Source organism: Nereida sp. MMG025, assembly GCF_021654165.1.
Classification (GTDB): domain Bacteria; phylum Pseudomonadota; class Alphaproteobacteria; order Rhodobacterales; family Rhodobacteraceae; genus Nereida.
The window spans coordinates 146,820-161,124 of record NZ_JAKFZN010000001.1 but is presented as its reverse complement, the minus strand read 5'-3'; the positions used below and the strand labels follow the sequence as shown (position 1 = coordinate 161,124).

The 14,305-nt window shown below is 57.1% G+C and carries 10 protein-coding genes; 1 reads left to right on the top strand and 9 read right to left on the bottom strand.

The window, feature by feature from the left end:
- Positions 1–4: 4 nt before the first annotated feature.
- Positions 5–2,464 carry a penicillin acylase family protein gene (locus L1065_RS00800; RefSeq protein ID WP_237093545.1) on the top strand — a complete coding sequence of 820 codons (2,460 nt, stop codon included), beginning with the start codon at positions 5–7 and terminating at the stop codon, positions 2,462–2,464.
- Between the two features lie 4 nt (positions 2,465–2,468).
- Here the strand turns inward: L1065_RS00800 and hflX are convergent, their stop codons facing one another.
- From hflX to dusB, 9 genes are all read right to left on the bottom strand, one after another.
- The gene (hflX, locus tag L1065_RS00795; RefSeq protein ID WP_237093544.1) at positions 2,469–3,719 is read right to left on the bottom strand and encodes a GTPase HflX; all 1,251 of its coding nucleotides are present in this window, start codon (positions 3,717–3,719) and stop codon (positions 2,469–2,471) included.
- A 26-nt stretch (positions 3,720–3,745) separates the two neighbouring features.
- Entirely contained in the window at positions 3,746–3,979 is a 234-nt protein-coding gene (gene hfq / locus L1065_RS00790; protein ID WP_237093543.1) for an RNA chaperone Hfq, read from the bottom strand.
- A gap of 139 nt (positions 3,980–4,118) precedes the next feature.
- Complete coding sequence (locus tag L1065_RS00785) at positions 4,119–5,639, bottom strand: TrkH family potassium uptake protein (protein ID WP_237093542.1); 1,521 nt, start codon at positions 5,637–5,639, stop codon at positions 4,119–4,121.
- The gene (trkA, locus tag L1065_RS00780; protein WP_237093541.1) at positions 5,639–7,015 is read right to left on the bottom strand and encodes a Trk system potassium transporter TrkA; all 1,377 of its coding nucleotides are present in this window, start codon (positions 7,013–7,015) and stop codon (positions 5,639–5,641) included. The genes L1065_RS00785 and trkA overlap by 1 nt, the downstream gene beginning before the upstream one ends.
- Positions 7,016–7,078: 63 nt before the next feature.
- Positions 7,079–8,479, bottom strand: coding sequence for a sigma-54 dependent transcriptional regulator (locus tag L1065_RS00775; protein WP_237093540.1), 1,401 nt, complete (start codon positions 8,477–8,479; stop codon positions 7,079–7,081).
- 7 nt (positions 8,480–8,486) lie between these two features.
- Entirely contained in the window at positions 8,487–10,733 is a 2,247-nt protein-coding gene (locus L1065_RS00770) for an ATP-binding protein (protein WP_370641118.1), read from the bottom strand.
- A 114-nt stretch (positions 10,734–10,847) separates the two neighbouring features.
- Positions 10,848–12,215: a response regulator gene (locus L1065_RS00765; RefSeq protein WP_237093539.1), complete on the bottom strand. Its 1,368-nt coding sequence runs from the start codon at positions 12,213–12,215 to the stop codon at positions 10,848–10,850.
- A gap of 15 nt (positions 12,216–12,230) precedes the next feature.
- Complete coding sequence (locus L1065_RS00760; protein WP_237093538.1) at positions 12,231–13,301, bottom strand: nitrogen regulation protein NR(II); 1,071 nt, start codon at positions 13,299–13,301, stop codon at positions 12,231–12,233.
- Positions 13,298–14,278, bottom strand: a complete 981-nt coding sequence (dusB, locus tag L1065_RS00755; protein WP_370641117.1) for a tRNA dihydrouridine synthase DusB — start codon at positions 14,276–14,278, stop codon at positions 13,298–13,300. Before dusB ends, L1065_RS00760 begins: the two co-directional genes overlap by 4 nt.
- Positions 14,279–14,305: the final 27 nt, after the last annotated feature.

The following is a 14,305-nucleotide window of genomic DNA, read 5'->3' as shown; positions in this document are numbered from 1 at the left end:
TCTTATGGCGCAGCTTTTTAAGTGGCTTTTTCGGGGTTTTGTAGCGGCGGTTGCGCTGGTCTTTTTTGCCGGCGCCATGGTTTACTATTTCGGCGCTCGGTCGCTTCCTGACTATTCCGCCGAAGTCGCCCTTGACGGTATCAGCGCCCCTGTTGAGATCATCCGCGACAACGCAAACGTCCCCCATATCGTCGGCACCACCGACGAAGATGTGTTCTTTGGACTGGGCTATGCGCACGCCCAAGACCGCTTGTGGCAAATGATCATGCAGCGCCGCACAGCGCAGGGACGCTTGTCCGAGGTGTTTGGATCCCGCACCTTAGAGATCGACAAGGTTTTGCGCCGCCTTGATCTTTATACACTGGCCGTCCGTTCGGTTGAGGCGCAAGACGCCCAAACGCGCGCCGCCCTTGAAGCCTATGCCGCAGGTGTGAACGCGCGATTGCTTCAGGTGAACCAGGACGCACTGGGGCGCGGCGCACCCGAATTGTTCCTCTTTTCAAATCGCATTGCACCGTGGCAGCCCGCCGACAGCCTTGCCGTGATCAAATTGATGGCGCTGCAATTATCCTCGCATCTTGAGGACGAGGTTCTTCGCGCACGCACATCCCTGTTGATCAGCCCCGAACGCTTGGCCGATATTCTACCCGATGCACCGGGCCAGGGCACAGCCGCCCTGCCCCCTTATGCGGACCTGATGCCCGGTCTGGCGCGCTACGCGGCCAGCACCCCGATGCCCGACGATCCCCTGTCCCCCTTTCCAAAGCGCGGTTTGGCAGGTGCGTCCAATGCTTGGGCCGCAGCCGAAACGCGGTCCGCCTCGGGCGGTAGCCTTTTGGCCAATGACCCCCATCTGGGCCTGACAGCCCCGACGATCTGGTATTTGGCCCGTATCGAGCTTTCGACAGGTGGCGTCATCGGCGGCACCATTCCGGGTGTTCCACTGGTTTTGACGGGCCGCAGCAACGACATCGGATGGGGACTGACGACCGCCTACGCGGACGATCAGGATGTATTCTTTGAGCAGCTTAATCCCGACAATCCAAACGAATACCGCACGCCTACGGGGTTCAAACCGTTCCGCACACGCGAGTCGATCATCGAGGTCAAGGATGCACCTGCCGTCACCCTGACCCTGCGCTGGACAGACAACGGCCCCGTCCTGCCGCCCGAACATTACAACCTTGGCACATTGGTGCGCGACGGGTTTGTGACCTCGCTTGGTTGGACGGCGCTGACCCCTTCGGACACGACAGTATCAGCTGGCATGGAATTGATGCGCGCCAAATCGGTCGAAGAAGCCTTCCGCGCGACAGAACGCTATATCGCGCCTGCCCAAAACCTCACGGTGGCCGATGCGCAAACCATCGGGCTTGGCACCATCGGGGCGATGCCTGCGCGTGATCTAAATCACCAAACCCAAGGCCGCCTGCCAAGCCCTGGTTGGGTACCCACAAACCGTTGGAACGGCCGCCTGCCCTATGACACCAACCCCCTTGTGATCAATCCAGAGGGTGGCATCATCGGCAACACCAACAACAAGCTGGCCGATCAACCCTTTCCCGAACACGTCAGCTTTATCTATGCCGACACGCAGCGCATCAATCGTTGGGCGCGTCTGATGCAATCCCGTCAGGTGCATACGCGCGACAGCTTTATCGAAGCACAGCTTGATACGGTGTCGATCACCGCGCGCACGATCCTACCCCTTATCGGTGCCGATCTTTGGTTTACAGGTGAAGCGGCCCCTGAAGGCTCGCAAGAGCGCCAGCGCCAACGTGCCTTGCAACTTCTGGCCGATTGGAACGGCGAGATGAATGAACATCTGCCAGAACCGCTGATCTATGCGGCTTGGTTGCGCGCGCTTCAGGATCGACTGATCCGTGACGAATTGGGTCCGTTGGCGCAAGAATATAAACATGTCGATCCGCTTTTCATCGAACGGGTTTTCCGCAACGTCGACGGGGCCTCGGCATGGTGTGACGTGTTGCAATCCTCGCCCATTGAAACCTGCACCGATATTGCACGCCAGTCGCTTGATGATGCGATCTTGTGGATCAACGAACGGTATGGATCGGCGTTGGAAAGCCTGCGATGGGGGGATGCACACCAAGCCACCCACGATCATGCCGTTTTGGGAAATACACGGTTGGTGCGTCATCTGGTGAACATCCGTCAAAGCACGTCGGGTGGTGACAACACGCTGATGCGCGGACGGACCAAAGGCGACGGACCGAACCCGTTTTTGAATGTCCATGCTGCGGGATATCGCGGGGTCTATGATTTCGCCGATCCCGACAGCTCTGTCTTTATCATCGCAACCGGACAGTCAGGGCATCCGCTGTCGCGATATTATGACGACTTGGGCGTTTTGTGGCGTCGGGGCGAATATATTCCGATGTCACTGGATATCGATCTGGCGCGCGCGGGTGCCACGGGCATCACCGTTTTGTCGCCTCAATAACCGATCAGAGCGAACGGAACTGTTTGGCTTGCCGCGCCGTCCAGCTTACCGTGAACTGGTATCCGTTTTCGTCTGCGCTTTCGTCTTCGATCACGCCTTCTTCGAACAGCCAGGCGCGGGATTTGCCGTCTGTGTAGGGCACCGTAATCGTTTCGCGCAGGCGGTCGGGTTCCAGCGTCGATGTGATGGCGTCCAGCAATGCTGCCACGCCCTCGCCCGTGATGGCCGAAACGACGTGCAAGGTGTCTGAACGCTGCGCTTGTGCGATGGCCGCGTCGTGGCCTGCTTCATCCAGCAAGTCGGCCTTGTTCCAGACCTCAAGCATCGGCGCGGTTTCGGCAACGCCCAAATCAGCAAGGATCGCCATGACGTCTTTGGCCTGTTCTTCGGTTTCCGCGTGGCTGATATCGCGGACATGCAGGATCAGGTCCGCGTCCAAAACCTCTTCCAGTGTGGCGCGGAACGCTGCCACAAGCTGCGTTGGCAGATCACTGATAAACCCGACCGTGTCAGACAAGATCACTTCGGGGCCGTCTTCGATTTCCAAGCGCCGCATCGTGGGGTCAAGCGTTGCGAACAACATATCTTTTGCCATCACATCTGCACCTGTGACGCGGTTAAACAGCGTTGATTTGCCCGCGTTGGTATAGCCCACCAAAGCGACCACCGGAAACGGCACCTTGGCGCGGGCCGCGCGGTGCAACTCGCGGGTTTTGACCACCTTGGACAGCTGTTTGCGCAGACGCGCAAGTTGGTCATCAATGGCGCGGCGGTCCGCCTCGATCTGGGTTTCGCCGGGACCACCAACAAAACCAAGTCCACCGCGCTGACGTTCAAGGTGCGTCCACGCCCGTACCAGACGGGTGCGTTGATAGCTCAGGGCGGCCATTTCCACCTGAAGCACCCCTTCGCGGGTGCGGGCACGATCACTGAAGATTTCCAGGATCAGGCCCGTGCGGTCGAGGATCTTGAGACCCCATTCTTTTTCCAGGTTGCGTTGCTGGACGGGCGTGACCGGCCCGTCAATCAACACCAGTCCGATGTCCTCGGCCTTGAACTGCGCCCTCAGTTCGGCAATTTTGCCTTTGCCAAACAGCATACCGGGATGCACCCGTGGCAATGGCACCACTGTGCCCCCTTGCACATCAAGATCTGGCAAAGCCTCGCCCAAGGCGATGGCTTCGGCCAGAGCGTTCACCGCATCGCGCCTGTATTGGTCAGATTTTATATCGGGATGGAGGACCCACGCGCGCATCGCGGGCAGGTCTGTCAGATCGATGGTCAGGCTTCTTCACCGTCATAAAGGCTGATCGGCGTCGACGGCATGATCGTGGAAATCGCATGCTTATACACAAGCTGTGATTGTCCGTCGCGGCGCAGCAGAACACAAAAATTGTCAAACCACGTGATGACACCCTGAAGTTTGACACCGTTGATCAAAAAGATCGTCACGGGCACTTTGGTCTTGCGAACGTGGTTCAGGAATGCGTCTTGAAGGTTCTGCTTATCAGCCATTTTTCTTACCTTTGTTGTCGGATAGCCGCCGCGCATCGGCGTGGTCCCTCGTTAGGCGTGACTATGTAGCGACATTTGGGAAACTTCCACCCCAAATATCGGGGTTGGCGGCAAATTGTGCAGCTGCGGCATGACGCAGCTAGCTGCGCCAGAACTCGGGGTTCAACAGGGCAATGATGGCCAAGGTTTCCAGCCGCCCCAAAACCATAGCGGCCGACAGGATCATTTTCGCCGTATTTGGCAAGCCCGAATAGGCAATTGGCGCATCCGTTGCGACATTCGCCAAAGGCCCAGTGGTGGACAGCGCCGCAACAGACAGCGCCATGGATGTTTCAAAGGTCAGTCCAGACCACGACAGTGCAAGCATGATAAACGCCAGCGACAGCGCAAAAAGCATGAAAAATATCCATGCAATGAACGCCCCTTCACGCCGAATATGACGCGCGCCACCCGCCGCACCACTGACGGAGTTGGGATGCACAAGGCGGGTCATCTCGCGCAGGCCATGTTTATAAAGCGCATAGACGCGCAGCAATTTGACCCCGCCTGCCGTGGTCGCAACACCGCCACCAAGCAAAGCCAACCCCATCAGGATCAACCCGGGCGATGATAGGCCAGACCAGTTCTGGGCACTCGACCAACCGCTGCTTTCATAGCCCGTTGTCGTCAGAAAAGAGACCACGGTGAACACACTGCCCCAAATTGCGCGAACCGCTGCTGCAAAGTTTTCTTCCGAATTCACTTCAAATGCACCAAACCAATGGCGCAAAAACAGCACCACCGGTATTGCGATAATGACAACAGCAGCCAAACGCATTTCTGGGTCCTGCATGAGCCCTGCCCCGTTGCGCGCCCGAAAATCATTGGAAAACGTCAGACGCGACAGGGCAAACACCATAAACAACAGCAACACAAATTCACCGACAAACCCGCTGTTTGCGTTTTCAACACCTCCCACCGCTGAAATACCGCTGGTCGAGATTACCCCCATTGCATGGGTCACCGCCACCAATGGGGTATCGCCTGCCAGTATCAGGATCAGCGCCATTACCGCGGTTAGGCCCACGTAGATCGGGGTCAGTTGCACCGCGTGCCGTGCCAGACGTTTCGCAGGCGCCGTGCTTTTAGAAAACTGTGACAGATTTGCAGCCCGCTGCGCAGCTTCTTGCGTGTTGGATACCTCGAACCCACCAAGGTTCATGGGCGAAAGAACCGCAATCGCCGTGATCCAGATGAAAAGCCCCCCCATCCACGCCACCTGTGCACACCACAGATGCAGCGGCGCTGACAGACGTTCGGGCACGTCAAAGACCGTAGCACCCGTTGTTGTAAAGGCCGACACCATTTCGAAATACGCATTGACAAAGGTGGTTGTGCGCAGTGCCTCATAAAACGGGACGGCAAACACCACTGGCAGCAAAGCATATGCGGCAAGTAGGGTCAAAAGCTGTGCGCGTGCGCTGATCCCCTGCCCTTTTTTGCGCGCCGCCAGGCCGATCATCGCGGTCAAAAAGCTGAGCAAAATCGCAAGATAGAAAAAGACACGCGCTTCAAAAAGGTCGCGCGAGATATAGCCAATCACAGCCGGGGCCAACATCGACACAGCCGCAACCCCAAGCAGCACCACAAAGAGCGGAAAGCTCTCTAACCGTGCCAACATCAGAAGAAATCGACCGATACTTGCAGCAGGCGTTCCACCTCGGGCACATCGCCAGTCATCGAAAAGAGCGCGATAACATCCCCTTCGTCAACGCGCGTGCTGCCTGTGGGTCGGATCATCTTGCCCTGCTTCAAAAGCCCTGCAACCAACACGCCTTCGGGGAAATCCACATCACGGATGCGTTTGCCTGCAAGCTGGCTGGTCGACAAAACCTGCGCCTCGATCATCTCGGCCTCAGCGTCGCCAATCGAATACACGCCGCGCACCAGGCCCTGACGGATATGGCGCAAAATCGAACTCACCGTTGTGGCACGCGGATTGATATAGGCGTCAATGTCCAGCGGTTTCAAAAGCGGCACAAGCGTGGGATCGTTGATCAAACAAATCGCCATCGGACAGCCATTTGCCTTGGCCCGCACAGCGGCCAGAATGTTTGTCTTATCATCATCTGTGACGCACAACACCGCATCGGCACGGTCGATATTTGCCTCGCGCAACAGATTGCGGTCCAGCCCGTCGCCGTGCAAAACAATCGTCTTTTCCAAAATGTCGGCGGCATGTTCGGCGCATTTGCGGTTCTTTTCGATGACCTTGGCGCGGATGCGATCCGGCTGATCCTCCAGCGCTTTCGCAACCGTCAGGCCAACATTACCACCGCCGATCAGAACCACGCGCTCTTGCTTGCGGGCGGTCTTGCCAAAAATCTCCATCGTGCGCGCAACATCTGCAACGTCGGTAAAAAGATAACAGGCGTCACCGGGAAACAGCTGATCCCCCGCTTCAGGGGCAAACAAAACCCCATCGCGACGAATGCCCACAACCAATGCCCGAAGGGTCGAAAAGAGATCGGTCAACTGGCGCAGCGGCGTGTTCACCACAGGGCAATCATCATCAATTGTGATCCCCAAAAGCTGCGCTTTGTTGTCCAAAAAGAATTCGGTATCAAAGGCTGATGGGCTGGACAGGCGTTGCAGCGCGGCCGCCGCCACTTCTTTTTCGGGGCTGATGACCACATCAATCGGCAGGTGATCGCGGCGGTAAAGATCCGCATAAATCGCATCCAGATAGGACTGGCTGCGCAAGCGCGCGATCTTGCGTGGCACCGCAAAGACTGAATGGGCCACCTGACAGGTCACCATATTGACCTCGTCAGAATGTGTCGCGGCAATGATCATATCGGCATCATTGGCACCGGCGCGGTCCAGAATATCGGGATAGCTTGCAAAACCTGCAATGCCCTGAACATCCAGTGTTTCTGTCGCGCGGCGCACCAATTCGGCATTGTTGTCAACAACGGTGACATCGTTGTCTTCGTTGGCCAAATGGCGGGCAATCTGCCAGCCCACTTGGCCTGCGCCACAAATAATGACCTTCATTTTCGGGACCTTTGATTGTCAGATGTCATGGGTGCCACGTGGGGTGCAGCGCGTCAACAAAGCTTACTCTTGGGTTTCTTCGATATAGGCCACGCGCCCGCCTGCGCGGTTGCTGGTCACCACACCAAGCGACTTGAGTTTGCGATGCAGCGCAGACCGTTCCATCCCTACAAATGCCGCGGTGCGACTGATGTTTCCGCCAAACCTGTTAATCTGGGTCAACAGATATTCACGCTCAAACAATTCACGCGCCTCGCGCAATGGCAGTGTGGCCAAGCCCCCAGACAACACGATACGCCCGTCTTCTGCATCCGCGCCCTCGCCTGTCGGTAGGTCTGCCGCTTCGATCGGACCTGTCCCGTCCCCAAGGATCAGCACCCGCTCCATCATATTCTTGAGCTGCCGCACATTGCCCGGCCACAGCATCGTTTGCAGCAAGGCTTCGGCTTCTTCGGAAATATCGCGCAAGGGCAACCCTTGGCTGGTGTGGAACTCCTGAATGAAATGACGCGCCAGAACGGGAACATCCTCGCGCCGTTCGTCCAGACCCGGCACATGGATCGGAACGACATTCAGGCGGTGATACAACTCTTCGCGGAAGGTGCCTTTCTCGATCGCGGCCTGCAAATCGCGGCTGGTGGATGAAATGACACGCAGATCCACCTTGATCTTGTCGTTCCCCCCCACGCGCACAAATTGCTGGTCCACCAGAACACGCAAAATCTTGGACTGGGTCCCCAAAGGCATATCCGCGACCTCATCAAAATAAATGACACCGCCGCTGGCCTGTTCCAGTAGCCCTGTTTCCACGCCCTTGTCCGTCTCGCGACCAAACAGAACATCTTCCATCCGCTCGGGCGCGATACCTGCCGAGTTGACGGTGACGAAAGGGGCCGACGCGCGCGCCGAATGGGTATGAATGAACCGTGCAGCTACGTCTTTGCCTGCGCCTGCGGGTCCCGTCAGCATGACACGACCGTTCGAATTGGTCACTTTTTCCAGCTGCAATTTCAACGCCTTGAAGGTCGCGCTTGATCCGATCATCTCGGCTGTCGGGGCGTCCTTGCGCTTAAGGGCCGTGTTTTCATGGCGCAGGCGGCTTGTTTCCATGGCCCGCCCGATCACCACCATCAGCTGGTCTATGTTGAAGGGTTTTTCAATGAAATCATAGGCACCCTGTTTGATTGCTGCGACAGCGATCTCGATATTCCCGTGACCCGAGATGATCACAATCGGAACATTAGGGTGGTTTTTCTTAACCGCCTTGAGGATGTCAATCCCGTCCATATCGCTGTCTTTGAGCCAGATATCGAGGATCATCAGCGAAGGCACCTCTGCCTCGATCGCGGCCATACATTCGGATGAATTTCCCGCCAGTTTGACCGCAAAGCCCTCGTCTTTCAGAATGTCGCCGATCAATTCGCGGATATCACGTTCATCGTCGGTAATCAGAATATGGCTCATAACACCCTCAAATAGCTACTTTTTTTGGATTGGTTGTTTCTAACTTGGCGGTGGTCAAAGGCAGCCTGATGACGGCCTTTGCTCCTGCATGGTCGTTGCCTTCGAAGATGCTTGCATCCGTCAGCTCTAATGTGCCGCCATGTTCTTCGATGATCTTTTTCACGATGGGCAGACCAAGGCCTGTGCCCTTCTCGCGAGTTGTCACATAGGGCTCAAACAGCTTGGCACGGTCGGCGGGCAGCCCGATGCCGTTATCCTCGATCTCGACAATGCCCCAATCACCCTCTTGCAACAGGCGCACCCGTATCTCGGGTGCATGGGCGCCGTCGGCCTGTGTTTCGGCACGGCTTTCAATCGCTTCGCCTGCGTTTTTGATCAGGTTGTTCAGCGCCTGACTGATCATTGTTGCGTCCAAATCAGCAATCAGCGCCATGTCGGGCAAGTCGCTTTTCAGCGTGGCTGACCCTGTGTCCTGCAACACAACCGCGTCACTGACCAACTCGGTCAGGTTTTGACTACGACGCTCGGGTTCAGGCATGCGCGCGAACTTGGAAAACTCATCAACAATGCGCCGTAAGTCATTGGTTTGGCGCACGATAACATCCGTCATCTGCTTAAGGTCGTCGGGGTGTGCCACCTCTTTGCCGAACTTACGTTTAATCCGCTCTGCGCTCAGTTGTATCGGCGTCAGCGGGTTCTTGATTTCATGCGCAATGCGCCGCGCAACATCACCCCAAGCGGCCATGCGTTGCGCTGAGACAAGATCGGTCACATCGTCAAAGGCAACCACATATCCCTCTGGCCCCGTATCCCCCAAACGTGGCGCCATACGGACCAGAAGGTTCTCGGTTTTACCGTTGCGCGTTACTTTAACTTCGCCTTGCAATGCATTGCTTTTGCTGTCTTTTAGCTGTCCAAAAAGATCACCGAATTCCGGCACAGCAAGACCAATCGGGCGCGCTTCCAAATCAGGGTCAATATCCAGCAAACGCTCAGCCGATTTATTCACAAACGATACACGCCCCTCGGCGTCCAGACCCACAACGCCTGAAGTCACCGATGTCAAAACGGAATCAAACAGCCTGCGCCGCCGCTCGATTTGCCGCGTGTTGTCCAGCAACGTGTTACGCTGCCCCTTCAACTGTTTGGTCATCTGGTTGAAGTAGCGGCCAAGCATGGCAATCTCGTCATCGCCGCTCTCTTCGGGCACTCTGACATCCAGATCACCCATTCCGACACGCCGCGCAGCCCCCGCCAAACGCCCCACGGGGCGCGACAGGCGTTCTGCAAACCACAGACCAAGCCAGATTGACGCCAAAATCAGCATCACCGCAAAGCCCAGATACAACAGTCCAAAATCAAACAGAAGCCGTCCGCGATCCCGCTCAAGCTGCTGATAGAACTGCGCTGTCTCTTGGGTTTCATCAAGCAGGTTCAGGATCTGACCATCCACCGACCGGCTGATATAAAGCAGACGATCCACATAGGCCTCAAGCGGCACCAAAGCGCGAAATTCGCTGTTGTCCCAATCCTCGATGATCAAAAGCCGTTGGTCGCGGGCCTGCGCGATTTGCGCGGCTGTGGGCTGTTCATAGTCAAACAGATAGCTGCGTTCGCCGCGTGCACGAATATCGCCTGCGCCGTCTATGATATACGCCTCTTTCAGCGGGGTTTGGATATTGGGCTGTACCTGTTCAAGGATCGTGCGCAATTCGTTGTCAGCGGCATAGATCGACCCGTCGCGCGCAATATTGAAATATCCCGACAAGATAATCGCATCGCGTGCCAGATTGTTACGGTGTTCACTCTCGTAGGCTTCGGCAGCGGTAAGTGACGCGCCCACCACCTGTTTCACACGGTCTGAAAACCACCCCTCAAGCCCCACGTTTACTGTGATGCCCGCGAAAATCGCCACCAGCACCGTTGGGATCAGCGCCACAAGTGCAAACACCCCTGTCAGACGCAGGTGCAGCCGTGATCCTGCCGATTTCGCGCGACGCGCAGCAACCATTTGGGCCACCCGCTGCATCACAAGGGCGGCAACAACAAGGATATACACAAGGTCGGCCAACAGAATCAGCCGAAGCGCAGGCCCATCAGCGCGGGTTTCAAAAGGCCCCAGAACAAGGAACGTCGCCAGCGCCAAAACAGGGCCCAACACCACCAGACCGATGGTTGCGCTGCTGCGCACCTGTTTGCGCCGCCGAAAACGGCTGAAACGCTCCCAAAACTGACGTTCGGCCCGTATGCTCACGCGCGTTGCCGCCCCGCTGTGTTGTGGGTCCGCCAAGACCCGCCGCCATATTTTGTGATCCTGAATCACGCCAGCAGATGACTGCGGCGCATTGGTCACGGTTATGTTGCGGTTTTACATCAATTTGCGGCGGCGTGTCACCTCTATATCCAAATCTCCGATCTTCTTTCGGAGGGTATTGCGGTTAATTCCAAGTAAATCAGCGCATTTCGCCTGATTTCCGCCCGTCGCATCAAGCGAAATTTCGATGAGTGGCACCTCAATCTCGCGCAGGATTCGCGCATAAAGCCCATCTGGCGGCAAGGCACCGCCGTGCAAATCAAAATACCGACGCAGGTGTTTGTAGACACTGGCCGACAGGCGTTCGCTTTCGGTATTTGACAGGCTGGTATCGACAGCAGGTTGGTTGCCAAGCATCAGTTCGACCTGTGCGCGGCTGATCTCTTCTTCGGCAACCGTCACAACCAAACGGCGCACCGCGTTTTCGAACTGGCGCACGTTCCCGGGCCAGCTGTAGTTGCGCATCAGTTCGATGGCCGGTTCCGCAAAACGTTTGAGCCCAAGACCATCACGGTCCGCGCGGGCAAGGAAGTGATCGGCCAGCAAATCGATATCCTCGACGCGTTCACGCAATGGCGGCATCGACGCTGTCACACCGCTCAACCGGTAAAACAGATCTTCGCGAAACGCGCCGCGTTCCATCTGTGCCTCAAGGCCTGTCTGCGATGTGGCCATGATCCGCGGTGCGGGGTCTGGCAATCCATCCAGCATGCGCACGATGCGCGCTTGTGCATCTGCACTGAAATCCCCGACCTCGTCAAAAACAAGTGTGCCGCCACGCACGCGCGACAGCACCGCAGAGGGGCCGTCCATCCCTTCCAAATCGCGTTCGCTGGCTACAACAAAGGGCAAGGCACGGCGATCGGAAAAATCATGGATGGCGCGTGCAATCAGCGTTTTGCCTGTCCCGCTTTCGCCAAGGATCATCACCGACAGATCCGTGTTCATGACACGTGCAATCAAACGGTAAAGCGCCTGCATCGCCACAGTGCGCCCCACAAGCGGCAAGTCATCCTCGTTGTCCTGGGCATCAGCGTCACGCGGTGCAGGCGCACGGCGCTTCATATCCAACGCCTTGGCCGACCGCTTCATCAAATCGGGCAGATCAAAGGGCTTGGGCAAATAGTCATAGGCCTCGGCCTCATTGGCCTGGATGGCCGTCATGATGGTATTTTGGGCCGAGATCACGATAACAGGCAGCCCCGGGCGCTTTTCCGAAATCAGCGGCAACGCCTCAAGCCCGTTCCCATCGGGCATGATAACATCCGAAATCACCAGATCGCCCTTGCCCTCTTCGACCCACCGCATCAACGTCACCATACTTGATGTCGCATGCACCTTACATCCCGCGCGGGTCAACGCTTGGGTCAAAACCGTGCGAATTGTGCGGTCATCATCGGCGACCAGAACCGTGCCATCCATGTGTATACCTCTTGTCTAAGCGTCAGGCGCGTCGTGCGCGATCGGCAACGAAATGCGAAAAACCGTATGGCCGGGCACACTTTCCACATGTAGCCAACCGTTATGATCATTGATAATTTTGGACACCAACGCCAAACCAAGCCCCGTGCCATTTTCCTTGCCCGATACAAATGGCTCAAACAGGTCTTCAGCCAGATCAGGGGGCACGCCCGGTCCGTCATCGATAATCTCGATTTGAAGCGGCACTTTGGCGCTGGTGCCGTCCGTGCGCCGCAAACGCAGCGCCATGTCATAATAGGTGCGAATACGGATCGTGCCGCCCGTTTTATCGGCGGCTTCGGACGCGTTTTTCAGAAGGTTTAGTGCGACCTGCAATAGCTGATCGGCGTCCCCCAAAGTGGGGGGCAGCGATGGATCATAGTCCTCGAGAACGTTCATATGTGCGCCAAAGCCAACAAGCGCGGATTTGCGGGCGCGGTCCAGAACATCGTGGATGTTAACCGGTTTTTGCTCGGGCGGTTGAAGGTTGCCAAACATTTCAACCTGTTCCAGCAGCTTGACGATGCGGCGGCTTTCTTCAACGATCAAGTCGGTCATTTCAAGGTCGCCATTGCTCAGGTTCATCGACAGCAGTTGTGCCGCCCCAGTGATGCCGGCCAGCGGGTTCTTGATTTCATGGGCCAGCATTTCTGCCATCCCGATGGCAGATCGGGCCGCGGTCTTTGTCGTCTGCCCCCCTTCAAAGCGCGTCGACAGTTCGCGTGGCGAAATCACAAACAGCATCTGCGCATCACTTTCCTGAAGCGGCGCAATCTGAAGGTTGCACAGGGTCGGTGCCCGTTCGCCACTGCCGATCTGCACTTCGTTAACGAAAAGCCTTGATTGCCCTTGGCGGGCGCGCGCAAAGGCCTCTTCCAATGGTGCATTGACCATGACCTTGTCCCAAATCGGCTGGCCCACCATGGATTTAAGCGACAGGTTCAAAAATCCCTCCGCCGCCGGGTTTGCGTCCAGAATAATATCGTTGGCATCAACCAAAAGCATCGGCGCGGGCAAAGAGGCCCAAAGCGTTGGATGAACACTCATGCTGCCACCTCTGCGTGATTCAGGAGAGCCAAGGGCAAAAGCGGCGGCACACCATCAGCTGCGGCCGTCAAGACCTCACGGCGCAGCGTCTGCGGTGTGTTTGCCGCGTCCATATACCAGCCCAAATGTTTACGTGCCACGCGCCCACCAAGGTCTTTGCCATAAAACGATAGCATAGAGGCGTAGTGATCCCCGATCATCTGCACCAAGTCATGGCCTTTGGGGACGCTTGGTGCGGCATAGTCAAAAAGTTCGGATGCGATCTGCGCAAGGATCCAGGGACGGCCCTGCGCGCCCCGTCCGATCATCACACCCGCGGCACCCGATGCATGCATCGCGTCCCGTGCGCTGCCTGCATCGACAATATCGCCATTTGCGATAACGGGGATGGCAACCGCCTCTTTCACTGCAGCGATGGCGGCCCAATCCGCGTGTCCTTTGTAAAACTGGCAACGTGTGCGTCCGTGGATCACGATCTGCTGAATGCCCGCACCTTCGGCCCGCATTGCAAGGCTTGGGGCATTCAGCAACGTGTCGTCCCACCCAAGACGTGTCTTGAGCGTGACAGGCACGTCAACGGCAGCCACCACCGCATCAATCAACGTCAACGCATGATCCAGATCCCGCATGAGTGCTGAACCGGAATACCCACTGGTCACTTTCTTGGCGGGGCAGCCCATGTTGATGTCGATCACACGTGCGCCCATGTCTGCCACCAGTTTGGCCGCTTCCGACATCGCATCGGCATCACGGCCCGACAGTTGCACAGCTGTGTTGGCAAGCTCTGCCCCCAGTTCGGCCTTTTCGCGGGTGCCTGGGCGGGCCGTCAAAAGCTCGCCACTTGCCACCATTTCGCTGACCACGCGGCCTGCCCCAAACGATGCAACCAGCGTGCGAAACGGCAGATCTGTGATGCCCGCCAGCGGCGCCAAAAGCACCGGAGGGTCAAGAGCAAGCGGATCAGTTGTCAAAGGCACAATCCTTAGGCAGCACAGCAGTTCTTT

Bases quoted from the DNA above. Each gene is read 5' to 3' on its own strand.
- hfq (WP_237093543.1), bottom strand. From the start codon at position 3,979: ATGGCTGATAAGCAGAACCTTCAAGACGCATTCCTGAACCACGTTCGC.
- trkA (WP_237093541.1), bottom strand. From the start codon at position 7,015: ATGAAGGTCATTATTTGTGGCGCAGGCCAAGTGGGCTGGCAGATTGCC.
- L1065_RS00775 (WP_237093540.1), bottom strand. From the start codon at position 8,479: ATGAGCCATATTCTGATTACCGACGATGAACGTGATATCCGCGAATTG.
- L1065_RS00800 (WP_237093545.1), top strand. From the start codon at position 5: ATGGCGCAGCTTTTTAAGTGGCTTTTTCGGGGTTTTGTAGCGGCGGTT.
- L1065_RS00785 (WP_237093542.1), bottom strand. From the start codon at position 5,639: ATGTTGGCACGGTTAGAGAGCTTTCCGCTCTTTGTGGTGCTGCTTGGG.
- L1065_RS00765 (WP_237093539.1), bottom strand. From the start codon at position 12,215: ATGGATGGCACGGTTCTGGTCGCCGATGATGACCGCACAATTCGCACG.
- hflX (WP_237093544.1), bottom strand. From the start codon at position 3,719: ATGCGCGCGTGGGTCCTCCATCCCGATATAAAATCTGACCAATACAGG.
- L1065_RS00760 (WP_237093538.1), bottom strand. From the start codon at position 13,301: ATGAGTGTTCATCCAACGCTTTGGGCCTCTTTGCCCGCGCCGATGCTT.